This is a genomic window from Phenylobacterium sp. (genome assembly GCF_036264965.1).
Classification (GTDB): Bacteria; Pseudomonadota; Alphaproteobacteria; order Caulobacterales; family Caulobacteraceae; genus Phenylobacterium.
In genome coordinates this window covers 1-24,108 of record NZ_DATAPY010000058.1, presented here as the reverse complement: position 1 = coordinate 24,108, position 24,108 = coordinate 1, and the positions used below count along the sequence as shown (strand labels likewise).

Annotated in this window: 24 protein-coding genes and 2 pseudogenes; 15 read left to right on the top strand and 11 right to left on the bottom strand. The window is 69.5% G+C overall.

The features are described 5' to 3' along the window. The 3 genes from VHS75_RS08205 to VHS75_RS08195 form a co-directional block, all read right to left on the bottom strand. Nucleotides 1–712: hypothetical protein (locus VHS75_RS08205; RefSeq protein ID WP_329638120.1), on the bottom strand; the 712-nt coding region annotated here is incomplete at its 3' end. Between the two features lie 270 nt (nt 713–982). After that, nucleotides 983–2,620, bottom strand: a complete 1,638-nt coding sequence (locus tag VHS75_RS08200) for a hypothetical protein (protein ID WP_329638119.1) — start codon at nt 2,618–2,620, stop codon at nt 983–985. Nucleotides 2,621–2,658: 38 nt separating this feature from the next. Further along, on the bottom strand, nt 2,659–3,642 hold the full coding sequence (locus tag VHS75_RS08195; RefSeq protein WP_329638118.1) for an alpha/beta hydrolase: 984 nt from the start codon (nt 3,640–3,642) through the stop codon (nt 2,659–2,661). Between the two features lie 72 nt (nt 3,643–3,714). Here VHS75_RS08195 and pyrE point away from each other — a divergent pair, with 72 nt between their 5' ends. The 3 genes from pyrE to acpS all read left to right on the top strand — a co-directional run bounded on the left by pyrE (nt 3,715) and on the right by acpS (nt 5,600). Continuing rightward, complete coding sequence (gene pyrE, locus VHS75_RS08190; protein WP_329638117.1) at nt 3,715–4,299, top strand: orotate phosphoribosyltransferase; 585 nt, start codon at nt 3,715–3,717, stop codon at nt 4,297–4,299. A 147-nt stretch (nt 4,300–4,446) separates the two neighbouring features. Next, nucleotides 4,447–5,205, top strand: coding sequence for a pyridoxine 5'-phosphate synthase (locus VHS75_RS08185; protein ID WP_329638116.1), 759 nt, complete (start codon nt 4,447–4,449; stop codon nt 5,203–5,205). Next, complete coding sequence (gene acpS / locus VHS75_RS08180; protein ID WP_329638115.1) at nt 5,202–5,600, top strand: holo-ACP synthase; 399 nt, start codon at nt 5,202–5,204, stop codon at nt 5,598–5,600. Before VHS75_RS08185 ends, acpS begins: the two co-directional genes overlap by 4 nt. 2 nt (nt 5,601–5,602) lie before the next feature. On the opposite strand, the gene VHS75_RS08175 is transcribed toward acpS, so the two are convergent. Then, on the bottom strand, nt 5,603–7,153 hold the full coding sequence (locus VHS75_RS08175; protein WP_329638114.1) for a tetratricopeptide repeat protein: 1,551 nt from the start codon (nt 7,151–7,153) through the stop codon (nt 5,603–5,605). A gap of 355 nt (nt 7,154–7,508) precedes the next feature. Here VHS75_RS08175 and lepB point away from each other — a divergent pair, with 355 nt between their 5' ends. From lepB to recO, 5 genes are all read left to right on the top strand, one after another. After that, nucleotides 7,509–8,291 carry a signal peptidase I gene (gene lepB, locus VHS75_RS08170; protein ID WP_329638113.1) on the top strand — a complete coding sequence of 261 codons (783 nt, stop codon included), beginning with the start codon at nt 7,509–7,511 and terminating at the stop codon, nt 8,289–8,291. Between the two features lie 10 nt (nt 8,292–8,301). Then, nucleotides 8,302–9,033: a ribonuclease III gene (gene rnc / locus VHS75_RS08165; protein WP_329638112.1), complete on the top strand. Its 732-nt coding sequence runs from the start codon at nt 8,302–8,304 to the stop codon at nt 9,031–9,033. Nucleotides 9,034–9,042: 9 nt separating this feature from the next. Beyond that, nucleotides 9,043–9,978, top strand: coding sequence for a GTPase Era (gene era / locus VHS75_RS08160; RefSeq protein WP_329638111.1), 936 nt, complete (start codon nt 9,043–9,045; stop codon nt 9,976–9,978). Between the two features lie 394 nt (nt 9,979–10,372). Then, nucleotides 10,373–12,598, top strand: coding sequence for a TonB-dependent receptor domain-containing protein (locus tag VHS75_RS08155; RefSeq protein ID WP_329638110.1), 2,226 nt, complete (start codon nt 10,373–10,375; stop codon nt 12,596–12,598). A gap of 54 nt (nt 12,599–12,652) precedes the next feature. Continuing rightward, nucleotides 12,653–13,384: a DNA repair protein RecO gene (gene recO, locus VHS75_RS08150; protein ID WP_329638109.1), complete on the top strand. Its 732-nt coding sequence runs from the start codon at nt 12,653–12,655 to the stop codon at nt 13,382–13,384. Here the strand turns inward: recO and VHS75_RS08145 are convergent. From VHS75_RS08145 to VHS75_RS08135, 3 genes are read right to left on the bottom strand one after another with little or no spacing between them, the layout of a single operon-like run. Further along, a complete protein-coding gene (locus tag VHS75_RS08145; RefSeq protein ID WP_329638108.1) occupies nt 13,317–13,874 on the bottom strand; it encodes a hypothetical protein in 558 nt (185 codons plus the stop codon). The genes recO and VHS75_RS08145 overlap by 68 nt on opposite strands. Nucleotides 13,875–13,880: 6 nt before the next feature. Beyond that, a complete protein-coding gene (locus VHS75_RS08140; protein WP_329638107.1) occupies nt 13,881–15,743 on the bottom strand; it encodes a M56 family metallopeptidase in 1,863 nt (620 codons plus the stop codon). Further along, nucleotides 15,740–16,102 (bottom strand): BlaI/MecI/CopY family transcriptional regulator, encoded by a 363-nt coding sequence (locus tag VHS75_RS08135; RefSeq protein WP_329638106.1) that lies wholly within the window; start codon nt 16,100–16,102, stop codon nt 15,740–15,742. The genes VHS75_RS08140 and VHS75_RS08135 overlap by 4 nt, the downstream gene beginning before the upstream one ends. Nucleotides 16,103–16,171: 69 nt before the next feature. Between VHS75_RS08135 and VHS75_RS08130 the strand changes: the two are divergent. The 5 genes and pseudogenes from VHS75_RS08130 to VHS75_RS08110 all read left to right on the top strand — a co-directional run. Further along, nucleotides 16,172–16,258 (top strand): annotated as a pseudogene (locus tag VHS75_RS08130) (hypothetical protein); the annotation flags it as partial. 117 nt (nt 16,259–16,375) lie between these two features. Further along, nucleotides 16,376–18,631: a DNA topoisomerase IV subunit A gene (gene parC / locus VHS75_RS08125; RefSeq protein WP_329638105.1), complete on the top strand. Its 2,256-nt coding sequence runs from the start codon at nt 16,376–16,378 to the stop codon at nt 18,629–18,631. 115 nt (nt 18,632–18,746) lie between these two features. Further along, nucleotides 18,747–18,854, top strand: a pseudogene (locus VHS75_RS08120) (hypothetical protein); the annotation flags it as partial. 63 nt (nt 18,855–18,917) lie between these two features. Continuing rightward, entirely contained in the window at nt 18,918–19,826 is a 909-nt protein-coding gene (locus tag VHS75_RS08115) for a glycine/sarcosine/betaine reductase selenoprotein B family protein (protein ID WP_329638104.1), read from the top strand. 30 nt (nt 19,827–19,856) lie between these two features. Next, nucleotides 19,857–20,090 carry a hypothetical protein gene (locus tag VHS75_RS08110; protein WP_329638103.1) on the top strand — a complete coding sequence of 78 codons (234 nt, stop codon included), beginning with the start codon at nt 19,857–19,859 and terminating at the stop codon, nt 20,088–20,090. Between the two features lie 94 nt (nt 20,091–20,184). Here the strand turns inward: VHS75_RS08110 and VHS75_RS08105 are convergent, their stop codons facing one another. From VHS75_RS08105 to VHS75_RS08090, 4 genes are all read right to left on the bottom strand, one after another. After that, nucleotides 20,185–20,493, bottom strand: coding sequence for a type II toxin-antitoxin system RelE/ParE family toxin (locus VHS75_RS08105; RefSeq protein ID WP_329638102.1), 309 nt, complete (start codon nt 20,491–20,493; stop codon nt 20,185–20,187). Beyond that, nucleotides 20,490–20,765 (bottom strand): type II toxin-antitoxin system ParD family antitoxin, encoded by a 276-nt coding sequence (locus VHS75_RS08100; protein ID WP_329638101.1) that lies wholly within the window; start codon nt 20,763–20,765, stop codon nt 20,490–20,492. The genes VHS75_RS08105 and VHS75_RS08100 overlap by 4 nt, the downstream gene beginning before the upstream one ends. Before the next feature lie 154 nt (nt 20,766–20,919). Further along, entirely contained in the window at nt 20,920–21,729 is an 810-nt protein-coding gene (locus tag VHS75_RS08095; RefSeq protein WP_329638100.1) for a mechanosensitive ion channel family protein, read from the bottom strand. A gap of 64 nt (nt 21,730–21,793) precedes the next feature. Next, nucleotides 21,794–22,651 carry an MBL fold metallo-hydrolase gene (locus VHS75_RS08090; protein WP_329638099.1) on the bottom strand — a complete coding sequence of 286 codons (858 nt, stop codon included), beginning with the start codon at nt 22,649–22,651 and terminating at the stop codon, nt 21,794–21,796. Nucleotides 22,652–22,831: 180 nt separating this feature from the next. On the opposite strand from VHS75_RS08090, the gene VHS75_RS08085 reads away from it, so the two are divergent. Both VHS75_RS08085 and VHS75_RS08080 read left to right on the top strand, forming a co-directional pair. Continuing rightward, nucleotides 22,832–23,449 (top strand): YiiX/YebB-like N1pC/P60 family cysteine hydrolase, encoded by a 618-nt coding sequence (locus VHS75_RS08085; protein ID WP_329638098.1) that lies wholly within the window; start codon nt 22,832–22,834, stop codon nt 23,447–23,449. A gap of 74 nt (nt 23,450–23,523) precedes the next feature. Beyond that, nucleotides 23,524–24,102, top strand: a complete 579-nt coding sequence (locus tag VHS75_RS08080; RefSeq protein ID WP_329638097.1) for a hypothetical protein — start codon at nt 23,524–23,526, stop codon at nt 24,100–24,102. The last annotated feature ends 6 nt before the right edge of the window (nt 24,103–24,108 follow it).

Sequence of the window (24,108 nt, the reverse complement as noted above, 5' to 3'; positions counted from 1 at the left end):
GTTGCTCGTCCATGACGCCGCGCAGTTTCTGTGCGCCGGAGAAGTGCAGCGGCAGGGGCTCGTCGGCGGTGGCGTAGGAGCTGGTCAGCAGGAACGCCAGGTCGGCCGACAGGATCAGCCGGCGCGGGCTCGACCAGTTGGTCAGGCGGAAGCCGGTGTCGATCGACGGGCCTACGAAGTCGCGGATGATGTCGTGGTGACCCTTGCCCTCGTACCACTGGTCGCGCATCTCGGCCTGCAGCAGCGTCGGGTCGTCGATGCTGTCGGAGCGGAATTGGGCCCCGCCGCGGCGGAAGAAGATTTCGGAGTTCGGCGACGGGAAGAGCGCGATCCAGGCTGTGGACTTCACGTCCAGGTCCTCGGTCAGCGTGGCGAGGTCGCAGCGGTAGGCGCTGAGCGCCGACAGCCAGATGTGGATCGTGTCCATCGCCTGGGCGCGGGTCGTCAGATCGCAGGTGTAAAGCAGCTCGTCGCCGTTGGATTTCCAGAATTCCGGCGGCAGGATGTGGGCGTTGCTGCGCTGCCGGAAGGCCCGGTACTGCGCGTGAATGATCTGGTCGAAGTCGCGGTAGAAGTTAAGCAGCGCCGGCAGCCAGGCGGGCCGCGATTGCTTGAACGCCGTCGAGCCGACGAGGTCGACGCTGAAGAACAGACGAATGCGCGGCTTCAGCCCCTCGGGCAGGTCGGCCGGCAGCGTTTTCTTCTCGTTCAACGGCACGGGGGTACGTCCCACCTGAAAATCGAGCCGACATTCGGTCGGCCGCCCGACGTCCAGCCCGGCCTCACGCACCCCCTGAACTGAGCGTGGCCCGAACTCGACACACGAAGCTTTAGGCCCACGCCCATACGGCGGAGTTAAGGAGCCTGGTTAAATACTCTTTACCGCGTAAGCCTGGCTGGGGGCCGCCAAGGGGGCGAGCGGGATCGGGGCGCTCGTCGCGGCTGCGGCGCAGTGAAGCAGCCCCAGGAAAGGCGCGGCGTCTCAGCCGATGGGCTCCGGCTGGAACAGCGACACCTCCTCGCCCTGGAAGGTGCGCACCCAGGCCCCGGGCGGCGCCTGCGGCCCGCTGGTCAACACCGCCGTCGCGCCCGCCACCTCGCTGATCGGCGCCTGGCCCGGTTCGCCCGGATAGACGCGCGGCCGGGCGGCCAAAGTCAGGAACACCAGGTGATCGAGATTGGGGTCGGGCGTTAGCAGCACCACCTCGCCGGTCCGCGGCAGGGCCGGCCCGATGGCTCGCAGGTCGCGGTCGAGGGCGTTGCGCTGCGCGATCATCGGCCCGGTCCAGGTGTGGTCCAGCGAGCTCGACAGCGCGCTCAGCGCCAGGATCAGCCCCAGCCCGACCGCCAGCGGCCGAGCTCTCCACGCCAGGGCCGCCGCCGCGAGCAGCACCGCGCCGACAGCGAGAGCCAGATAGGGCATGACCGTCGGCAGCGGCGCGCGCACCGGGTCCGGGCGGAAGAAGGCGGTCAATATGCCGGCGTCCCAGGGGAACAGCACGATCCCCGCCTGCAGGCACGCCAGCAGGCCCGCCAGTCCAGCGACCGTGACTCCCGCGCAGGTCCAGGCCTCGCGCCGCCCGATCGGTCGCGCCAGCGCCGGCGCCGCAGCCAGCCACAGCAAAGGGACGAAGAACTCGAAATAGCGGCCCCACAGGCGCCTCGTCTCGCTGACCGTGTCGGAGATCTGCATGGCGAACAGGCTGACCATGGCGATGGTCGCGGCCAGCGACAGCGCGAGCAGCAGGAACATCAGATCGGTCTTCCCCGCCTCAAACCGGGCCCGCCGCGCCTTCCAGCGCCCGGTGATATCGATCAGGCCCACGGCCAGCGGAATCCCCGCCAGCACCGCGACCGCCGAGGTCATGGCTACGGCCTCCAGCACCGCGAACCGCCAGGCCCCGGCCGGCGTCGCCATGGCCAGGTCGCCGCCATAGCCCTCGGCGACGAAGAAGGTGAGGCGGTTGGCCACCGGCTCGTCGGCCGCAAATTGGATCAGGTTGCCGGCCGCGAAGAAGATCCCGGCGAACAAGGCGAGGCGCAGCGGCAGCAGGCGCCAGCGCCGGCTCGCCCAGGCGTCGGCGACCATCACCACGCCCAGCGCCGCAACGCCGGCGATCCCGTTGGGCTTCACCAGCACCAGGGCCGCCGCCAGCACCCCGGCCAGCACGGCGTGAACCACCGGGCGGCTGCGATACCAGCGGCCCGTGGCCAGGCAAAGCAGGGCGAGCACGCCCACGAACAGGCCCTCCGCCAGGTTCGAGAACGCGAAGCGGTAATAGGGGAAGCCCAGGGCGAGCAGCCCCAGCGCCGCCTGATCCGCGGCGGGTAGGCCCTTGGCGCACGCCCGCCAGACCATCGCCAGCCCGATCAGATAGGCGACGGCGTTGACCAGCCGGTCGCCCACCACCACGGGCGCGCCCAGCTCGTAGACCGCGCGGATGACGCTCAGATGCACCCCGTTGTTGGCCGTGGCGAAGGTAGGATCCATCGCCACCACGCTGGGCGGATAGAGGGCGCGGATCAGATAGACGACCTCGTCGGCCGCGAAGAGCGGCAGCGGCATCGCCAGGCGTCCCAGGTAGAACCCGAACACCGCGAACGCGACCACCGTCGCCACGCCCAGACCAATCCGCTGTCCCCACGCCCCCGACGGCATCATTGGCCCGCGGAGGGCGGCGCCAGATGGGCCAGGACGAACTCGACGCCGCGCACCGCCGCGTCGCCGTAGGTCTCGCCGAGGATGGTGGTGTGCGAGGCGCCATGCACCGCCTCGAAGGTCCCGGCGTGCGCGGCGAGCTCGGGCGCGCGCCGCGAGTCGGGCGCGCCCTCGGCTTCGCCGCGATAGGCCACGACCACCGCCACCGGCCACTTCGGGTCATAGGGCGCGACCTTCCGCGCCTCCTCGGCGCTGCGCGGCCAGTTCTCGACTTCCTCGGCGGAGGTGCGGGCATGGCGGCCGGAGACGTAGGCGTGGCGCTTCTCGGCGCGGCCCTGTTTCGGCAGGCCGATCCGGTCGCCGGCGATCCAATAGAGCGGCAGGGTCGTCCCGATGCTGGCGGAGACCGCCGCGAACTTCGAGAGCGCGGTGAACCCGCCGATGAACCGCTCGGTGTTGGCGCCGTCGATCTCCTCGGGCGTGGTGGCCTCGATCAGCACCAGGCCCGCCACCTTGTCCGGATCGCGCGCGGCGAACATCCGGGTGTAGAGCCCGGCCATGGAGTGGCCCATCAGGATGAAAGGTCCAGGTTCGCCCGACGCGGCGATCAGCTTCTCCAGGTCGTCGGTGATGGTGACGGCGTCGCGCGGCTTCGGCCCGGGATCGGACCAGCCCATGCCGGCGCGGTCATAGGCGCAGGAGCGGATGCCCTTGGCGGTCAATTTCTCCTGGATCGCCGCCCAGTCCGCCGCCAGCCCGAAGGCACCCGGCTCCATCCAGACGGTGGGCCGCGCTGCATCGGCCGGCGGCCCCGCGCAGACCAGCCGCAGCTTGCGCCCGCCGATATCCACATAGCGCCCGGACGGCGTGAACGGTCCGGCGGACGCCACCATCCCGGCGCCTCCGGCGATCCAGACGGTCAGGACGAGGAGCACCCCCAGCAGCATCCGCTTCATGTCCGCACCTAAGGATGCGTCGCGCAAGCCTGCAACCGCCCAACGACGACATCGCGCCGATATCTTCCGGGCGACCCGAAAGTTCGGTATCGAGGACCCATGAACACCGAACAGGTCCTCGACGAATTCCGCGGCGCCGGCGCTTTGCGCGAAGGCCACTTTATCCTGGCGTCCGGCCGTCACAGCCCGATGTTCCTGCAGAAGAACCTGGTCTTCCAGTTTCCCGAGCGCACGGCGCGCCTCTGCAAGGCGCTCGCCGAGAAGATCGAGGCCCGGTTCGGCAAGCCCGATGTCATCGTCTCCCCGGCCGTGGGCGCGATCATCCCGGGCTACGAGACCGCCCGCTGGCTGGACGTGCCCGCCATGTACGTCGAGCGCGAGGACGGCGCCTTCAAACTGCGCCGCGCATTCAAGATCACGCCCGGCGCCAAGGTCGTGGTGATCGAAGACGTGATCACCACCGGCGGCTCCTTCCGCGAGGCGACCGTGCCGATCGAGGCGGCGGGCGGCGTCGTGCTCTGCTGCGCCTGCATCGTCGACCGCTCCGGCGGCAAGGCGGACGTGGGCTATCCCCTGGTGGCGCTGGCGACGGTGGACGTGCCGTCCTACGCCCCCGACGAAATCCCCCCGGAGCTGGCGGCGCTGCCCGCCGAAGAGCCGGGGAGCAAGAGGCTGAAGGGGTGATGCTCTCTTTCAATCCGCTCATCCCGGCGAAGGCCGGGACCCAGACTCGAAGCTCAGCGGCGGATTGGACTGGCGTTGAGCGCATAGAGCCCACATCTGAGCTATTCCATCTGGGTCCCGGCCTTCGCCGGGATGAGCGGGGGTTGGATGTCTAAGCTGCGCCTGGGCGTGAACATCGACCACGTGGCGACCGTCCGGAACGCCCGCGGGGAGGGCTATCCGGATCCGGTGCGCGCCGCGGAGATGGCGCTGGCCGCCGGCGCCGACGGGATCACCGCTCACCTGCGCGAGGACCGCCGCCACATCTCCGACGCCGACATCGACGCGCTGGCCGTCACCTGCCGCCGCCGCGGCCGGCCGCTCAACTTCGAGATGGCGGTGACCCCGGAGATGGAGGCCATCGCGCTGGCCCACCGGCCGCACGCCGCCTGCCTGGTGCCGGAACGCCGCGAGGAGGTGACCACCGAGGGCGGCCTCGACGTGGTCAAAGGCCACAACACCATCGCGCCCGTGGTGCAGAAGCTCGTTGACGCCGGCATCCGCGTCTCCTGCTTCATCGACCCCGCCCTGGGCCAGGTCGCGGCCTCGAAGTCGGTCGGCGCTCAGGTGGTTGAGTTGCACACAGGCGCCTACTGCCAGGCCGTCCGAGAGCGCTCGCCGGACGCCGGGCGCCTGCTGCAGAACCTGAAGGCCGCTGCGACGGAGGCCGCGCGCCTGGGCCTGGAGGTTCACGCCGGCCACGGCATCGACTACGAGACCGTGAAGCCCATCGCCGCGATCCCCGAGGTCATGGAGCTCAACATCGGCCACTTCCTGATCGGCGAGGCGATCTTCATCGGCCTGGGCCCGGCCATCCAGCGGATGCGCGCCCTGATGGACGAAGCCCGCGCGGTGAAAGCGGCGTGATCATCGGCCTGGGCTCCGACCTCTCCGACATCCGCAGGATCGAAAAGACCCTGGAGCGGCACGGCGAGCGCTTCACCCATCGCATCTTCACCGAGATCGAGCGCGCCCGCTCGGAGCGCAAGAACGACCGCGCCGCCTCCTACGCCAAGCGCTTCGCCGCCAAGGAGGCCTGCGCCAAGGCGCTCGGCACCGGCATGCGCCGCGGGGTCTTCTGGCGCGACATGGGGGTGATCAACCTGCGTTCGGGCCAGCCCACCATGGCGCTGACCGGCGGCGCGCAGGCGCGGCTTCTGGAGATCATACCCCCGGGCCACAAGCCGGTGGTCCACCTGAGCCTCACCGACGACCATCCCTACGCCCAGGCCTTCGTGATCATCGAGGCCCTGCCGGAATAGGCTCAGCCGGCGAGCGCGCTCGCCAACCCCGCCGCCGCATCCATCGCTGGCCCCCAATCCCCGAACGCCGGCGCGGTCAGGGCCTTGGCCTGCGGATACCAGGGCAGGGCGTCGGTCCCCAGGCGGGGCCAGGCGGCCGGGGCGCCGAGGATCGCGACCTTTGCGCCGACCGCGCCGGCCAAGGCGCCCGTGGCGTTGGCGACGCAGACGGTGAGCGGGAGCGCACTCAAGAGGGCGGCCAGGCCGTCGATGTCCTCGCGGATGTCCAGGGGCGGTTCCAGGATCGCCACGCCGGTCTCGGCCCGGAACGCGGCCAGCTCCTCGGCGCAGTCGCCGTACTGCACATTGACGATCCGCACGCCCGGCGTCCGCAGCAGCGGCGCCCAGAGCTCGCGCGGCGGATATTGGCGCCGCCGGTCGCCCGCTGCCTTGACGCTGCGCCAACTGATCCCCACAGCGGGTGGGCCGTCGCCCAGCCACCTGCGCCAGCGCTCCGTCAGAACCGCGTGGGCCTGCAGATAGCCGCCGGCGTTGGGGAAGTCGGCCAGCGAGCGGCGGAACTGGCGGGGCAGGGAGCCCATTGGCGCCCAGAGGTCGATGCTGCGCGGACGCGTGAGCCCCGGCGTGGTCCGATAGGGCGTCGCGCCGACCCGCTCGGTGGCGTGGGCGACCACCTCGGCGGCCGGGAAGCTTCGGGCGAAGAGCTGAACTACCCGGGGTTCGACCGCGAGGCTGAGACGCGGCTGCGGGCCCAAGGCCGCCAACACGTCGGGCAGCAGGCTGGCGAACATCAGCTCGTCGCCCAGGCCCTGCTCGCCGACCACCAGCAGACGCCGATGGGCCAGGCGCGTCCCAGGCGTCCAGCGCCGCCCCGGTAGGTCGAACGCCAGCGCCTCGGGCCGATGGCGCGAGGCGCGCGCTTCATAGGCGTCCCAGCCATGCGCCAGGTCGCCGCGGGCCAGCGCCAGGGTCGCCTCAGCGAAGGCGATGGCGGCGAGGTCGGAGGGCTTCCTGGCTGCGCGGTGCGCCCGCTCGAAGTCGATCCGCGCGCCCTCCAGATCCCCCAGGTCGAACCGGGCGTTGCCGCGATTGTAGATCGCCGCGGCGAACCGCGGGTCCAGCCGCTCGGCCTCCTCGAAGAAGACGATGGAAGCCGCCGCCTGGCTGTCCTGGGTCAGAGTGACGCCCAGGCTGTTCCACAGCCGCGCCTCCTGCGGATTGGACAACAGGGCCTCGCGCAGCAGGATCACCGCCTCGTCGAACCGGCCCAGGTCGCGCAACGCCCGGGCCCGGCCATCGATCGCCTCCAGCCGCCGTGGGTCCAGGTGGCTGACCTGCGCCCAAAGCCGCTCGGCGACCTCCGTCAGCTCCATCCGGATGGCCAGGCCCGCAAGCCCGGCCAAGATCTCCGGATCGTCCGGCCTCGCGCTCAGCGCCGTCTCATATCCCGCGAAGGCCCCGGCCAGGTCGCCCGAGCGTTCCAGCGCCGCGGCCAGCGCGAGCGGAGTCTGCGCCACGGGCACGGTAACCGGGGTTGGCCGCCACACCGACATCCGCCTGATCCCTTCGCTCGCGCCGCGGAGGGATGGCTGTCGCGACGATCGGTCCCTCGGCCCCGTCGCTAGCGGCCAAGTCGGGCGGCAAGACGCCGCCTTTCCATTGTGATGGTTTCAACCTGGAACAGGCGGCGCCGCTCGGCGTCGGAGCCGTGAAGAAACCGGGCCGGCGGTGGCCGGCGTGTCGCGAAAGTTTCCGACGGCGCCGCTTGTATCCCCCGCGTTTCAACCGCTTGCGGCGTCGGCGCGGGACGTCATCCGGTCACACCCACGGGCACAGAACTTGCTCGCGCGGCGTCCAGCGCGTAGCTAACGGCCCGACCGCCTCGGCGGGCCTTCCCAAGGACTGTTCATGAACGACACCACCCAGGCTTCCGCGCCCCACGAGAAGTCCGGCGCGATGGCCGAGATCGTCGAGATCATCAAGACCGTTGTCTATGCCCTCGCGATCGCCCTCTTCCTGCGCGTGCTGTTCTTCCAGCCCTACACGATCCCGTCCGCGTCGATGGAGCCGAACCTCTACGAGGGCGACTACATCATCGTGTCGAAGTGGACCTACGGCTATTCGAAGTACTCGATCCCCTTCGCGCCGCCGATCGTCTCGGGCCGGGTCCTGGAACATAAGGCCCAGCGCGGCGACATCGTGGTCTTTGCCCTGCCGCACGATCCGCACGTCGACTACATCAAGCGCATCATCGGCCTGCCCGGTGACCGCATCCAGATGAAGCACGGCCTCCTATTCCTGAACGGCGTGCAGGTGCCGCGGGTCAACAAGGGCACGTTCCGCGAGGACAGCGGCTACGGCTTCATGCACGACGTCACCCGCTACCAGGAGACGCTTCCCGGCGGGAAGACCTTCATGACCAACGACTTCGGCCCCGACGGCGACCTCGACAACACCGACGAATACCTGGTCCCCGAGCACCACTATTTCATGATGGGCGACAACCGCGACAATTCCTCCGACAGCCGGGTCTCGCCCGAGGCCGGCGGCGTCGGCTACGTCCCGGCCGAGAACCTCGAGGGCAAGGCGCAGATCATCCTGTTGTCCTGGTCCAAGGGCGCCTCGATCTTCAAGCCGTGGACCTGGGTCCTGAACCTGCAGCCCAAGCGGTTCTTCAACCTGCTCCAATGACCGCGATCCGATGAACACCCGAGTTGCGGCGATCGCTGAGCTGGAGCGCCGCATCGGCCACGTCTTCGCCGACCGCGACCTCTTGGAGCGCGCGCTCACCCACGCCAGCGTCGGCGACGGGGCCAAGGCTGTGCGCCACAACGAGCGGCTGGAGTTCCTCGGCGACCGGGTGCTCAACCTCTGCGCCGCCGAGCGGCTGATGGCGCTCGATCCCGATGCACGGGAAGGGGAGATGTCGCGGCTGATGGCGGGGCTGGTGAACTACCACGCCTGCTCCCGCGCCGCCCGCGCCTGCGGCCTGCCCGACGCCATGCGCTTCTCCGCCAGCGCCAGCAAGGTCGGTGCGCGGGATAGCGACGCGGTGCTGGGCGATGCCTGCGAGGCGCTGATCGCCGCCCTCTACATCGACGGTGGCCTGGAGACGGCGCGGGCCTTCTTCCTGCAGTTCTGGGAAGAGGAGTTCAAACGCCTGGACGAGCCGCGCGCCAAGGACCCCAAGACCCAGTTGCAGGAGTGGGCGCAGGGCCGCGGCCTGCCGCTGCCCGCCTATGAGCTGGTCGCCCGCGAGGGCCCCGATCATGCCCCAACCTTCACCATCGCCGTCGCTGTCGAGGGCTTCACGCCCGAACGCGGCCAGGGCCGCTCGCGCCAGGACGCCGAGAAAGCCGCCGCCCTGCATATGCTTCTGAAACGCGAGGGCGCCGAAGCGTCCTCCTCCCACCCATCGGACACCCGCTTATGACTCGCCCAAATGACCAGTAGGGCCGGCTTCGCCGCCATTATCGGCGCCCCCAATGCGGGCAAATCGACCCTGACCAACCGCCTGGTCGGGGCCAAGGTCTCGATCGTCACCCAGAAGGTGCAGACCACCCGCTTCCCGGTGCGCGGCGTGGCCATGGCGGGCGAGGCCCAGATCGTGCTGGTCGACACCCCCGGGATCTTCCAGCCGCGCCGCCGCCTGGACCGCGCCATGATCCGCGCCGCCTGGGGCGGCGCCCAGGACGCCGACGTCATCGTCCATCTGGTCGACAGCCAGGCCGAACTGGCCGCCGAGGAGCCGGGCGCCAAGGCCGCCGACAAGCGCGCCGCCATCGACGTGGAGTCCATCGTCGAGGGCCTGAAGGCCGCCGGCAAGACCGCCATCCTGGCGCTCAACAAGATCGACGGCATGAAGCGCGACACCCTGCTCGCGCTCTCGAAAAAGCTTTTCGATACCGGGGTCTACTCGGAAGTCTTCATGATCTCCGCTGCTGATGGCAACGGCGTCGACGACCTGAAGGACCGCCTGGCCGAGCTGATGAAGGAAGGCCCCTGGTTCTATCCCGCCGAACAGACGGCCGACATCCCCGTGCGCCTGCTGGCCGCCGAGATCACCCGCGAAAAGCTCTACCTGCGCGTCCACGAGGAGCTCCCCTACGCCGCCGCCGTCGAGACCACCGCCTTCGAGGAACGCCACGACGGCTCCGCCCGCATCGAGCAGACCATCTACGTTGAGCGCGAAAGCCAGCGCCCGATCATCCTCGGCAAGGGCGGCCAGACCCTGAAATGGATCGGCCAGAAGGCCCGTGAGGAACTCTGCGAACTCCTCGACCGCCCGGTGCACCTGTTCCTGCACGTCAAGGTCGACGACAAATGGGCCGACAAGCGGGAGTTCTACGGCGACGTGGGACTGGATTTCGACGCGTAGGGTGTCAGCGCTTTAAACGGCGCGTCATCCCGGCCGCCCGAAGAGGCGATCCGGGACCCAGGAGCAGACGCACAGCCTGAACCTCTGGGTCCCGCTCTTCGCTACACGACAGTCGGGATGACGAGCTTTTGTGGACGTCTGAATGGGAAGCCTAAGCCCGCGCTGCCATTCCTAGCGAAGCGGCAGGGAGCCAAGAAAACGCCGTGGGCTGGCGCGCCGCGGCGTTCTCCTGAGCGTCGACGCCCGAACGATCAGGCGGTGGCGAGCGTGCCCACGCGGCGGCGGCGAAGCAACGCGCCCGTGGCGGCTCAAGGCCCCGTCTTGTCGCTTGACGTAATCGTTTACGAATGTAATCGATAGGAAGCGATTACGAGCGTAATCATGGGGGCGGCACTTGAGATCGCAAACGTTCGCGCTCATCGCGGGACTGGCTTCGTCGGTGGCGCTGCGCGCTCAGGCCCAGGCCCCGCCGCAACCGGCGCAAGCCCAAACGCCTCAGCCGGCGGCGACGGCAGAGCCTGGCAAGACGAAGACCGTCGAGGCGGTCACCGTTACCGCGACGTCGCCCGACGCCATGCACGCCGCGATCGACCGGCGCAGCTACGGCGTCTCTTCCGACCTCGCCGCGACGACCGGCTCGACCAGCGACGCCCTGCGCAATATTCCATCCATCGCGGTCGATCCTGAAGGAAATGTCGCGCTGCGGGGCGACACCCACGTCACCATCATGCTCGACGGCAAACCCACCGGCCAGTTCAACGGTCCCGGCGCGGCGCAGGCCTTGCAGGCCATGCCTGCCAGCGCGATCGAGCGCGTGGAGGTGATCACCAACCCGTCCGCCGAATTCACGCCGGAGGGCTCGGCCGGCATCATCAACCTGATCAGCAAGAAGGTCCGTAAGCCCGGCGTCACGGGTACGATGCGCGCTGTCTACGGCGATCGCGGGCGCCGCCAGCTCGGCGTCAGCGGCGCCTACAACGCCGGGACCCTGGCCGTATCGGCGGACGCCTACGCGCGGCGCGACCCGCAGCCGGCGGAGACGCAAGACGCCCGCGAAGTCTTCGACGGCGCCGGCCATCAGCTGACCGCGATCCAGACCCGGAACCACGACTTCTCGCATTTCGACTCCTGGGGAGGCCGCGCCGGCGCTGACTTCGACGCGGACGCCAAGACCCGCCTCAGCGCCGAGGCCCGCTACAACGTCTTCAGCATCGAGACTCTTTTCAACCAGCAGTTCCAGGGCGAGGGGCAGAGCGATCCTGTCGACGAGCGGTTCCTCGAACTCGGCCGGGGAACCTTCGCGCGCAAGGACGCGGCCTTCGACTCCTCGCTGCGCCGGGTCCTGCCCGGCGACGACCATACGCTGAACCTCGACCTCAGCCGCGAGCAGATCCACGAAGAGCGAGACGGCGCCTTCAACCAGGCGTTCAGTCTGCCAGACGAGTCCGCGCAGTTCTTCGAGATCCGCACCCTGAACCTGCTGAACCGAGGCCAGGCCAGGGCGGACTATGCTGCGCCCCTGCCGACAGGCGGCCGCCTGAAAGCCGGCTTCGACGTGCGCGCCGACGACAACCGCTACGACACGGCGGGCGTCCGCGGCGCGCCGATGGCGGGCGCCGAGCCGGACCTGACCCAGACCAACCTGTTCCGCTATCGCCAGACCGTCGGTGCGGCCTACACGACCTATGAACAACCGTTTGGGGACTGGGCGGTCCTGGGCGGCCTGCGCCTGGAAGAGGTGGTTCGAGATCTCGATCAGGTCACGCTCGTCCAGACGAACCACACGAGCTATTTCCGCGCGTACCCGTCCTTGCACGCCCAGTACAAGGTCAGCGACACGCAGCAGTTCACCGCCAGCTATGCGCAGCGGGTCCAGAGACCAAACCCTGAGGACCTCAACGTCTTCCGCATCCAGTCCGACGCGATCACCTTCCGCGCCGGCAATCCCGACCTGCGCCCGCAGACCACCCAGGCGTTCGAAGCGGCCTACCAGTACCGCAGCGGCGGGACCTACTATCTGGCGACGCTCTACTATCGCCAGAACGAGCACGGGGTCACCGACGTCATCACCCCGCTGCCGAACGACATGTTCCTGAGCTCGAAAGCCAATCTCAGCGACAGCAAGGCGGCGGGCCTCGAACTGGTGGCCAATGGCCATCTCACCCCCAGCCTGACCTACAACGCGTCCGCGAACCTCTACTGGAATCAGATCGACGCGCAGGGGCAGGGTCTTCAGCAACTCGCCGACTTCGCGGCCCGCCGCTCGGCGACGGTTCTTGGCGGGCGCGCCACCTTGAGCTGGCGGGCGACGCGGGACGACACCTTCCAGGCCAACGCGAACCTCCTGCCCAAACAGCTTGTGCCGCAAGGCCATGTCGAGGCGGTCCTGATGACCTACATCGGCTACCGCCACAGGTTCCGCGACGATCTGTTCGGGGTCGTGACCATCAACGACCCGTTCACCGCCGTGCGCGCCACGCAGGTCATCGAGACGCCCCTGCTGCGGGACCGTAAGGTCCAGGACATCCATCTTCGCGGCGTCTTCTTCGGCCTCACTCGCACCTTCGGAGGCGGTGGCAAGCGGCCGGCGGCGCCGGGGCTGGACCTCACGCAACCCTGACATTCGCGGCCCCGACATTCGCGATCCGCCCGCGCCCGATGCTAAGACGCGTTGATGGAATTCGAAGACGACGCCTTCGTGCTCTCGGCCCGGCCGTTCGGTGAGACCGGCGCGATCGTCGAGCTGCTGACGGCGAACCACGGCAAGTATGCCGCCCATGTGGCCGGCGGCGCCTCGCGCAAGATGAAGCCGTTCCTGCAGGCCGGCGCGGCGGTGGGCGTCCGCTATCGCGCCCGGGTCTCCGACCAGCTGGGGGCGGCCAGCCTGGAGCCGGTGGGCGAGGGGCCCTCGGCCCTGTTCGATGACGCCCTGGCCTTGGCGGGGCTCTCCGCCGCCGCCGCCGTGGCCGCCGGCGCATTGCCCGAGCGCGAGCCGCATCCGGGCGCCTATCTGGCCTTCCAGGCGCTGAGTGAGGCGCTCACCGCCATCGAAGATTGGCCGGCGGTCTTCGTGCGCTTCGAGGCCGGCCTGTTGCAGGAACTGGGCTTCGGCCTCGACTTCTCCAAGTGCGCCGCCACCGGGACCACCGACGACCTGGTCTATGTCAGCCCCAAGACCGGCCGCGCCGTCTCCCGCGCCGCCGGCGCCCCCTACAAGGACCGCATGCTGACCCTTCCGCCCTTCCTGCTCTCCAGCCAGTCGCGCCTGGGACCCGGCGACGTGGGCGCGGGTCTGGCGCTCACCGCCCACTTTCTGGAAGCCTTCATCTTCAACCCGATCAACCGCCCCCTGCCGCCGGCGCGCCTTTGGCTGGTCGACCGGCTGAGCGAGGCGGGACGGCTTTAGCGGCGGTCGCGCCCCCAACCTTCACGCCGGCCGCCTTGATGAAGGGGTCGACCGCCGCCTGCCGGTCGGCGGCGAAAATCTCGTCCGACCGGGCGGCCAGCGTGCTCGACAGCAGGCCTTCCGCCTGCACGGCCAGCGAGACGTCGCCGGGCGCCGCCAGGAGCGCCTCGCCCTCGGCCTTGTCGGGCAGCGGCGCCACCTCCGGCGTCGTGCAGCCGAGCACGCCGGTGAGCGAGCGGACGCAGTATTCCCGCTCCAGGAACCCCGCCAGTGTCCAGCGATAGCGGTCGGAGCCCCCGGCCGCCGGCCGCACCTGCGTCACGGAGGCATTCACGAACAGGACGCGGCGGACCACCATCTCCTCGCGGCGGCCGGCCTTCACCAGGCTCAGCGGCAGGTCGAGACTGGCGGCAACCGTCGTGTGGTCGCTGCGGGCGATCACCACCTCGGCGGCAGGTGGTGAAGCGGGCGGCGTGTCAGCCTGGATCATCGCGGGCTACGAGGGCGTGACGGGCTGAGGGGCCCGCGGCAGGGCAAAGCGGACCGGGATGCGGATCATGCCGTCCGTTCCCCCGGCCTCGTCGATCTGCGCGGGGTCCATCTGGAACAGGGCTGTCATTCGCATGGCCGCCGACTTGAAGTCGCTGGCGGTGGCTTGAGTGATGCCGGTGCCCGTGTCGGCGGACAGATCGACCGGCCCGACGCTACAGCCGTACAGGAGGCCGTCGCTTGCAATTCGGCAGGTCATGGTCAGCGCGGCCGACACGTTCGCCTTGGCGGCCTCGGCCGGATAGAGCGCGACCAGGTCGTCGCCGGTCGGCTTCTTGATCCAGATCGACTTGAACGCCGCCGGCTGAAGGCCGTTGAGCCGCGTCCTCGGCTCCGCCGCGCGCGGCGGCAGCACGTAGTGCTCCGGCGCATAGCTGGCCGGTGTCTTGACCGCCACCGGCGCCGCGACCCTGCCGTGGAGGTCCGGCAGGAAGTCGGGGTAGCGGGTCGTCGGTGGGCCCACGGGCGGTCCGCCCAGCATGGCCGGATGGTCATTGAACTCGATGGTGTAGAAGCCGGCGGGCGGCAGGACGGCGTCGTGCGCGGTGAGCTTGGTCTTCAGCCGGATGACGCCGATCACCCGCACCGCGGCCTGTTCGAACGCGGTCTGCAGGTCGGGCCGCTCGGCCGCGCCGCCGTAGTGATAGCCCTTGCAGCTCTCGAACCGCCCGCTGCCAAGGTTCGGTGCGCATTGGAGCGTGACCCAGCCGGTCAGTCCGGCCTTTTTTGCCTCCGCCGGCCATTCGCGCTGCACGTCGGCGGCGGTGGCGATCACCGCGAACGGCGAGCCCTTGATCTCGCAGTTGTGCAGCTCGCGGTTCGCGTCGGGCTTGCACAGGAATGTCTCGCCGGGGCCGACCAGTTTGGCGGCGTCGGCGGGCTCCAGGTGGCTGGGCTGCGCCGACCAGGCGAGGCCGCCGATTCCGACGCTGAGCGCTGCGGCGACGACGAGGCCCATCCTACGCATCGAGCCTGCGGGCAGGGGAGACTTCAGCATGGCGATCCGCTCCTTCAGGGGATGGTCGGCGCCGGCCGGCCAATGGCAGCCGAACGGCAGGGGCTGACTGGCGATCTGGGTCTTGAGCAGAAGTTCGGCGTAGGCGCGCCGCTGCGCCGGGAAACGGCCGATCACGGCGGCGTCGCAGGCCAGTTCCTGGTCGATGCGGAGCGCGCGGACGGCCAAATGGACCAGCGGGTTGAACCAGCTGACGCATTGGGCCGCGCAGGCGAGGGCATTGATCGCGGCGTCCCCGCCGGCCAGGTGCGCCCGCTCGTGCGACAGGATCAGGGCCCGCTCGTCGGGGGCGAACCGGGCCTCGAAGTCGGCGGGGGCGACAATGCGCGGCCGGAAGACGCCGACCACCGCGGGCCCCACGTCCGGGCTCTCGGCGCGGAACAGGCCTTCTGTCTCCGATGGCGCGAGCCGCCCCATCGTCGCCGTGAACCGGCGCTGGCGCCACAGCACCAGCGCCCCGGCCGCCAGGGTCCCCGCCAGCCAGGCCGCGAACAGCAGGGTCAGGGCGTCCGGCCAACCGGTCTGCGCGCGAGCCGGCGCCTGGGCCACGAACTCGTCCGCCATGCTGATCGCGGCGGTCTCGGCGCTGCGCACCATCGGGCTCATCGGCGTGACGAGTTGGGGATGCGGCAGGAGCACAGCGGCGGCGGCGGCCAGCGGCGCCAGCCACAGGGCATAGGCCGCGCGCGCCCCGAACCGGCTCCGCACCAGCTTGCGCACCGCGAGGACGAACAGCACCGCCGCGCCCGCGGCCAGGTTGGCCTTCAGCAGGCCCATCAGGATCGCATCGATCACGGCTCGAATCCCTCGATCAGCTTCTTCAGCTCGGCGATATCTTCGGCGGTCAGCGCGCCCTTTTCGGAGAAGTGGCTCACCAGCGGCGCCAGCCGGCCGTCGAACAGCCGGTCCAGCAGGCCCTGGCTCTCGGCCTCCAGCCAGGCGTCGCGGGCCAGCAGTGGGCGGTAGAGGTAGCGACGGCCGTCGCGCTCGGCGCCGATGGCGCCCTTGTTGAGCAGGCGGTTGATCAGGGTCTTCACCGTGGCCTCGGACCAGCCCTGGCCCTCGGCGACTTGCGCCGTGATGTCCTCCGCGCTCAGGGGCTCGCGGGTCCAGAGCGCCCCCATGACCACGCTCTCGGCCGTGCTGATCTTCATGTTTACACCCGTAATCGTTGCCTATCGATTACACCGGTAAACGATGGAGTCAAGTGACATCCCCGAGGATGTTATCCCGGCCGCAGCGAAGCGGAGAGCCGGGACCCAGGGGGTTCCGCAGTGCGACGGCTCCTGGGTCCCGGATCGGCTCTTCGGCCGTCCGGGATGACGATGGAGAGGGACGAATTCGCGTGGATAGATCGATCCGCCGCGGCGACGGCCACCGGAAATCTCCGCTAGAGTGCCGGACGCTATGAGCCCGATTCCCCTCCCATGACCGACACCACCACCGCTCCGCCGCCCGGCGCGCCCGGCGACCGCATCATCGACGAGCCGCTCTCCGAGGCGCTCAGCCGCCGCTACCTGGCCTATGCGCTCAGCGTCATCACCGACCGGGCGCTGCCGGACGTGCGCGATGGGCTCAAACCCGTGCAGCGGCGCGTGCTTTACGCCATGCGCGAGATGCGGCTGAACCCCGACGCCGCGGCGCGCAAATGCGCCAAGGTGGTCGGCGAGGTGATGGGCGGCTATCACCCGCACGGCGACCAGTCGATCTACGACACCCTGGTGCGCATGGCCCAGGACTTCGCCCAGCGCTATCCGCTGGTCGACGGCCAGGGCAACTTCGGCAACATCGACGGCGATAACCCCGCCGCCATGCGCTACACCGAGGCCAAGCTCACCGAGGCGGCCACCCTGCTGCTCGACGGCATCGACGAGGACGCCGTCGACTTCAAGGCGACCTACGACGGTCAGGACACTGAGCCGGTCGTCCTGCCCACCGGCTTCCCGAACCTGCTGGCCAACGGCGCCACCGGCATCGCGGTCGGCATGGCCACCTCCATTCCGCCGCACAACGCCCATGAGCTAATCGACGCCTGCCTGGCGCTGCTGGCCAATCCGGACGCGACCACCGCCGACCTGATGGCCCACGTGAAGGGCCCCGATTTCCCCACCGGCGGCGTCATCGTCGAGCCGGCCCGGTCCCTGCTCGAAACCTACGAGACCGGCCGCGGCGGGGTGCGCCTGCGCGCCCAGTGGTTCAAGGAAGAGACCGGCCGCGGGACCTACCAGATCGTCGTCACCCAGATCCCCTATCAGGTGAAGAAGGCCGACCTTGTCGAACAGCTGGCCGAGCTGATCGAGGCCAAGCGCGTGCCCCTGCTGGGCGACGTCCGCGACGAGTCCGCCGAGGACGTCCGCCTGGTCCTCGAACCCAAGTCCCGCAACGTCGAGCCGGAAGTCCTGATGGAGAGCCTCTTCAAGCTCTCCGACCTGGAGAACCGCTTCAGCGTCAACCTGAACGTCCTCGACGCCCGCGGCACGCCGGGCGTGATGGGCCTGAAACAGGTGCTGCAAAGCTTCCTCGACCACCGCCGTGAGGTGCTGGTCCGTAGAGCCCGCCATCGCCTCGGCAAGATCGAGGCCCGGCTGCACATCCTCGACGGCCTCCTGATCGCCTACCTCAACCTCGACGAGGTGATCCGCATCGTCCGCTACGAGGACGAGCCCAAGGCCCGGTTGATCGAGACCTTCGAGCTCTCCGAGCTCCAGGCCGAGGCGATCCTCAACACCCGCCTGCGCCAGCTCGCCCGCCTGGAGGAGATGGAGCTGCGCCGCGAGCACGCCGAGCTGGCCGAAGAACGCGACGGCATCCTCGGCATGCTGGCCGACGACAAGGCCCAGTGGAAGCTGGTGGGCGAGGGGCTGAAGCACACCCTGGCCACCATCGGCGCCGCCACCACGCTCGGCAAACGCCGCTCCGTCTTCGCCGACGCCCCGGAGGTCGACGCCGAGGCCGCCATCGAGGCGATGATCGTGCGGGAGCCGATCACCGTGATCCTGTCGGACCGCGGCTGGATCCGCGCCGCCAAAGGCCGGGTCGACGACCCCTCGGAGCTGAAGTTCAAGGAGGGCGACAAGCTCGCCTTCCTGGTCCCGGCCGAGACCACCGACAAGCTGCTGATCTTCGCCTCCGACGGCCGGTTCTTCACGCTCGCCTGCGACAAGCTCCCCTCGGCCCGCGGCCACGGCGAGCCGCTACGGCTGATGATCGACCTCGACGACCGCGTCGGCATCGTCGACGTCTTCGTCCACAAGCCCGGCGCCAAACGCATCCTGGCCAGCAAGGAGGGCTACGGCTTCATCCTGCCCGAAGAGGAAGCCATCGCCTTCCGCCGCGCCGGCAAGCAGGTCCTCAACCCCGGCCCCAAGGGCGCCCTAATCAGCCTCCTCCTGGGAACCGCCGACCAGCTCGCCGTCATCGGCGACAACGGCAAGATCCTGATCTTCCCCACCGCCGAGCTCCCGGAGATGCCCCGCGGCAAGGGCGTCAAGCTCCAGACCTACCGCGAAGGCGGCCTGCGCGACGCCATCGCCTTCGCCGAGGCCGAGGGCGCCGCCTGGATCGACACCGCCGGCCGCACCCATACCTGGCCGGAGTGGCGCGAGTGGCTCGGCAAACGCGCCGCCGCCGGCAAACTCGCCCCCCGCGGCTTCCCGGCAAGCAAGCGGTTCCGGCCGAAGTAACCGCATCGTCCGCTCCCGTAAGATCCTGCGGAGATCAGGCTAAGCTATTGATGTGGCGCGGTATATCGGACTGAAGACCTAGGCCTTTGGTCTTAAATCCCATCGCTCACCCCCAAATTCCTGTCATCCCGGCCGCAGCGAAGCGGAGAGCCGGGACCCAGGAGGTTCTGCAGTGCGGTCGCCCCTGGGTCCCGGCTCATCCCTGCGGGATGTCCGGGATGACGGAAATTGGTGCGAGTGGCTCCCTCCGCTTGCCGCCTATCCAACCCGGCGCGACAACACCACCATGGCCCCCAGCGACGACCACGCCCCACCGACCCGCTACATCGAACGCACCCACGCCTGGTACGCGGCCCTCGGCTACCCGCAGCCCTACCGCTACGCCCAGTTCGCCGAGGTCCCGTTCACGCGCCTCAGCCTCCCGCTAGCCCAGGCCCGCATCGCGTTGATCACCACCGCCGCGCCCTACCGGCCGGAGCTCGGCGACCAGTCGGCCCGTGCGCCCTACAACGCCGCCGCCAAGTTCCACGCGGTCTATTCCGGCGACACCGCCCACGACCACGACCTGCGGGTCAGCCACGTCAGCGTCGACCGCGCCCACCTGGGCGACGACGCCAACTGCTGGTTCCCGCTGCCGGCGCTCCGCCGAGCCGCCGCCAGCGGCCGCATCGGCGCCGTCGCCGCCCGCTTCCACGGCGTCCCCACCACCTACAGCCAGCGCCAGACGCTGCAGGTCGACGCCCCCGAAGCCCTGGCCCGCTGCCGCGAAGACGGCGCCGACGCCGCCATCCTGGTCGCCAACTGCCCGGTCTGCCACCAGACCCTCAGCCTCACCGCCCGCACCATGGAAGCCGCCGGCCTCCCCACCGTCCTGATGGGCGCCGCCAAGGACATCGTCGAACTCTGCGGCGTCCCAAGGTTCCTGTTCAGCGACGTCCCCCTAGGCAGCGCCGCGGGCCTCGCTAACGACGAGGCCTCCCAGGACGCCACCCTCGATCTCGCCCTCAGCCTCCTGGCCCAAGCCCCAGGCCCCCGAACCACCGTCCACAACCCGCTCCGCTGGCCTGGCCCGCCTGGCTGGCGCGCAGACTTCATGAACCTGGCGGGGCCGTCAGCGGAGGACCTGGCGCGGGAGCGGGCGCGGAACGATGAGGCGAGGGCGGTGGCGTTGGGGGTGCGGTCCACAATTTATTAACTATGGCCCGTTGCGGATGATCTCGAATCAGTGGCCCGGTTGATTCGCCTCGCCCTTGTGCTTCTGTCTGGCTGGATCGTAAACGGTGCTTTGAAGGCGATCGAGGCGGCTCCGCCTTTGAATCCTCCGGTCGGGCCCGTTCCAGCGAGGGTGCTCGCAGCAGTTGCCTCGGCGACGTTTCTGCTGCTGTTCATGGGCGCTGCGGCCCTTTCGGTAGCCGCGGTCATTGATGCGATTGTTGCAGCGGCACAAACCAAGCAGTGAGCAACCCTGCGGATGCCACCGCGCCTTAAAGGTTTCGGTGACAGCGCACTCAATGCGGCGCCGCTTGGTTTGGGTAAGCCGCGGTCGGGCAGGTTCAGCCCTCGCTCAGGGCCCCGCCCCTATCCTGCCCGCCGTAGAACAGCCGCAGGATCAGAACCCGTTCGCCGCTGACGACAAATGCCGCCGTCACCCGGCGCTCAAAACCGATCACGCGCAGTCCTGACCGGATGTCGTCGCGACGCGTCCCGCGCTCCGCGCCGATGTCGAATCCGACCAGCCAGGTTTCGATGCGCTGGACGTAGGCCAGCGCCACCGCCTGCGAAGCTTCGGCGGCGATGTAATCGTAGACCGCAAGCAGGTCTGCGCGCGCGGCCGGCGCGACGACCACCGAGCGCCGGATCACTTGGCGGAGCGCGCCGCGTGGTGGGCGAGGATGGCGGCGTGCACATCGTCGAGGCTGATCGCGCTGTCCGGATCGGTCACCATGGCGTCGTAGGTCGGTGCGACCTCCTCAACCAGCCATCGCTCGACGGCCGCGTCGCGCTCCTTGAGCGCGCGCAGGCCCGCGCGGACCACCTCGCTCGCCGAGGCGTAGTCGCCGGCCGCCACCTTGGCGTCGATATAGGCCGCCTGTTCGGCGGGCAGGCTGACGGTTCGTTTGGCGGCGGCGGACATGGGCGCCTCAATGCGGCGGGTGCGATGGTATGAAACTATCATACCGGCGGGGCCGGGACCAGCCCTTGGCTTGGCGGGACTTCTGCGGATTGCGTGACAGCTTTTCCAAAGCCGCACGCCGCCGGCCTCACCTCCGCCCTGAGCCCCCCACCGCTCAGCCGCCGGGCCTGGCGTAGGGGGCCTGGGCGTAGGCGACGTGCATGGCGCGCAGCCGGTCCTTGGCGCGCAGGGTCAGTTCGGTGACCATGGCAAACTGCTGGCGGCTGTCGGCGACATAGGCCTTGATCTTGTAGTGGGTGGCGAAGGGCGCTTCCGCCGCCATGACCTTGACCGGCGTCTCAGGCTTTCGAAGGGCGCTGGTTTCGGCGATCTCGGTCAGGGCCTGGCGCACCGCCGCGCCGTCGTGGTCCGCGTGGAGGTAGATGTGGGTCACGGCCAGTAGGCTCCGTTGGCCGCCGCTGTCGTTAGCGACGCTGCCCGACCAGATCTTTGCGTGCGGGACGATCACCTCGGTGTCGTCGGCAGTAACGATGTGCACGGCGCGCGTGCCGATGGCCTTGACCTCGCCATAGACGCCGTCGATCTCTATCCAGTCGCCGGGCTGGTAGGTGTTCTCCAGGATGGTCACCACCCCGGCAATCAGGCTGGCGACGTAGTCCTTCAGCCCGAAGGCCAGCGCCAGGGCCACCGTCGCCAACAGGGCCACGACGTCCTCGAAGGTCGGCTCGACCAGCAGGGGCACGATGATCGCCAGGCCGGCGATGCCGATCAGCAGCCGCGCGATGGGCGAGGCGCGCAGGATCATGAGCCGGAGATGCGAGGCCGCGCTCTCGGCCGCCCGGCGCACGATCCACCGCGTGATCTGGACGAGCAGGCTGCAGCCGATCACCACCGCCACAACCAGCGCGAGATGGCCCCAGGTCAGGTCCCGCAGGAAGCCAAGTTGAGGATCGGCTTTGCTCATGGCGCGCGTCCCCTGGCGAACCGACTCGCCTGGCGATCAGGCTGCGCGCTTAAGCCGGCGAGTTCTAGACCGCCAGCCTCCAAACCACCCCGTCCCGCACCACATGCCCCGCCGTCGGCGCGGTGAAGTGGGTGCCGATCACCAAGGTCTCCGTCCCCGCGAGGTCCCCGAACATCCGCGCCCGCGTCGCCGTCGACGCGGCCGGGTCGTAGTCGGCCGGAGTCGCCCATTCGGGGTGGGAGAGCTGGCAGGGGTGGTGGATGAAGTCGCCGGTGATCAGGGCCTCTTCACCCTTTGACCGGATGCGGACGCTGACGTGGCCGGGGGTGTGGCCCAGCGTCGGCTCCAGGGCGACCTCCGGGCAGACCTGGTGGTCGGTGGCCACGAGGTCGATAAGGCCCGCGTCCCACACCGGCTGGACGCTGTCGTGGAAATGGGAGCGTTCGGGGCGCTCCGCGTCCTTCTCTTCCGCCTGCCAGTATTCGAACTCGTCGCGGCCCAGCAGGTAGCGTGCGTTGGGGAAGGTCGGGACCCATTGGCCGTCCACCAGCATGGTGTTCCAGCCCACGTGGTCCACGTGCAGGTGGGTGCAGAGCACCACGTCGATGCTTTCGCGCGGGAAGCCGGCGGCGGCCAGGTCGGCCAGGAAATTCGTCTGCAGACCGCTCCAGGTGGGGATGTCGCGCTCCTTGTCGTTGCCGATGCAGGTGTCGACGACGATGCGCGCGCTCGGCGTCTCGACCACCAGGGCGTGGACGCTCATGCGCAGCTTGCCGTTCTCGTCGGCGAAGTGGGGCGCGAGCCAGACCATCTCCCTGACCGCGTCCGGCGTCGCCTGCGGCAGGATGAACCGCGTGCCGCCGGTCGCCTCCAGCTCCAGGATCCGCGTGACCGTCACGTCGCCGATACGCCAACTCAGCATGGGGGTGTCTCCGTGGGCCTTATCTATACCGCTCATCCCGCGTTGGCGGGGATCCAAGCTGAGGTCCAGGATAGCCCCCGCCGTCCGCGACACCCACAGGTTCGTAGGGCGCCCCTCCTGCGCGGGGATGGGCGGCGACAAAGTGGTGAGCCATAAGCTCCACCGTGCGTTACCCCCCGCATGGCGATCGACGCGCACGTCCTGCAGACGCTGAAACCGCAACCCTACGCGGCGCTGCGCGGCGAGGTGCGCGACGGCGACATCCTGCTGTGCTCGGCCACCGACGGCTTCTCCCGGCTGATCCGCTGGGCGACGAAGAGCCCCTGGAGCCACGTGGCCCTGGCCTACCGGCTGGACGAGGTCGACCGGGTGCTGGTGCTGGAGTGCGTGGACAAGATCGGGGTGCGCGCCGTGCCGCTCTCGACCTTCCTCGCCCGCACCAGCTCAGGCACGTCGCCCTATCCGGGCCAGATCCTGCTGGCGCGCCACACCGGCCTGGCGGCCAAGTCCCGCGCCAGGCCCTGGACGAAGATGGCGGCCTTCGCCTTCGAGCGGCTGGGCGACCGCTTCTCAGGCGCCGAGATCGTCAAGATCGGCCTGCGGATCGCGCTCGGCCGCTTCCGCCGCAAGATGCCCAAGAGCCTGGGGCCGAAGGACGAATACATCTGCTCCGAATACGTCGCCCGCTGCTTCCACACGATCGGGCTGGAGATTCCCTGGGACGGCCTGGGCTTCGTCGCCCCGGCGGACATCGCCAACGCGCCGCGCGTCGAGGCCGTGGCGCTGTTCAAGACGTGAGGCGAGGGCGCGCGCCAGAACACAATGTCGCTTAAAATTTGACTTTGGCGGATCTTGATGTTCTCTGTTTGTTCGTGACACGTAAGCCGGAAAAACAGGCCCGCGCCGAGGCCATGCTGGGCGAGCTCGCCGAGCTGGCCCTGATGGTGACGCGCGAGCTGGCGGTGCGGGTCCGCCAGAGCGAAGACGTGGACGAGACTGTGGCCCTGGCCGACGCCTTCCAGAAGACCTCGCGGGTGGTGCGCCTGACCCTGGCGCTGGACTTCAAGCTGGAACGGGACGCCGCCCGCGACGCGAAAAAAGCAGCTCGCGAGGCCGAAGCGGTCGCACCGCCGCCCGTCCCGCCGGCGCGCCCTGCGCCCAGTCGGATCGAGCAACGCAAGAGCCGCGTCCGCAACCTCCTGAACCGCCTGCTTTGGACCGAATCCGAGGGCGAGGAAGAAGACTATGAGGTGCTGTTCGACGACCTCACCGCCCGCCTCGACGAAGCCGCCCGCAGCCCCGACTTCGAAACCCTGCCCATCGAGGTCCTGGCCCGCCGCATGATCGCCGACATGAACCTCTCCGGCGACCTCACCTTAAGCCTCTGCGAGACGTCTACCGAGCGTGGGGAAGAAGGATCGCGCCAGCCCCCGCTGGCCGACACCGGCTAACTGCGC

Excerpts from the sequence above, each read along its gene's own strand:
- era (WP_329638111.1), top strand. The coding sequence starts at position 9,043 with ATGACCAGTAGGGCCGGCTTCGCCGCCATTATCGGCGCCCCCAATGCG.
- lepB (WP_329638113.1), top strand. The coding sequence starts at position 7,509 with ATGAACGACACCACCCAGGCTTCCGCGCCCCACGAGAAGTCCGGCGCG.
- recO (WP_329638109.1), top strand. The coding sequence starts at position 12,653 with ATGGAATTCGAAGACGACGCCTTCGTGCTCTCGGCCCGGCCGTTCGGT.
- VHS75_RS08090 (WP_329638099.1), bottom strand. The coding sequence starts at position 22,651 with ATGCTGAGTTGGCGTATCGGCGACGTGACGGTCACGCGGATCCTGGAG.
- parC (WP_329638105.1), top strand. The coding sequence starts at position 16,376 with ATGACCGACACCACCACCGCTCCGCCGCCCGGCGCGCCCGGCGACCGC.
- VHS75_RS08100 (WP_329638101.1), bottom strand. The coding sequence starts at position 20,765 with ATGTCCGCCGCCGCCAAACGAACCGTCAGCCTGCCCGCCGAACAGGCG.
- VHS75_RS08145 (WP_329638108.1), bottom strand. The coding sequence starts at position 13,874 with ATGATCCAGGCTGACACGCCGCCCGCTTCACCACCTGCCGCCGAGGTG.
- VHS75_RS08115 (WP_329638104.1), top strand. The coding sequence starts at position 18,918 with ATGGCCCCCAGCGACGACCACGCCCCACCGACCCGCTACATCGAACGC.
- VHS75_RS08095 (WP_329638100.1), bottom strand. The coding sequence starts at position 21,729 with ATGAGCAAAGCCGATCCTCAACTTGGCTTCCTGCGGGACCTGACCTGG.
- rnc (WP_329638112.1), top strand. The coding sequence starts at position 8,302 with ATGAACACCCGAGTTGCGGCGATCGCTGAGCTGGAGCGCCGCATCGGC.
- VHS75_RS08135 (WP_329638106.1), bottom strand. The coding sequence starts at position 16,102 with ATGAAGATCAGCACGGCCGAGAGCGTGGTCATGGGGGCGCTCTGGACC.
- pyrE (WP_329638117.1), top strand. The coding sequence starts at position 3,715 with ATGAACACCGAACAGGTCCTCGACGAATTCCGCGGCGCCGGCGCTTTG.
- VHS75_RS08085 (WP_329638098.1), top strand. The coding sequence starts at position 22,832 with ATGGCGATCGACGCGCACGTCCTGCAGACGCTGAAACCGCAACCCTAC.
- VHS75_RS08185 (WP_329638116.1), top strand. The coding sequence starts at position 4,447 with ATGTCTAAGCTGCGCCTGGGCGTGAACATCGACCACGTGGCGACCGTC.
- VHS75_RS08175 (WP_329638114.1), bottom strand. The coding sequence starts at position 7,153 with ATGTCGGTGTGGCGGCCAACCCCGGTTACCGTGCCCGTGGCGCAGACT.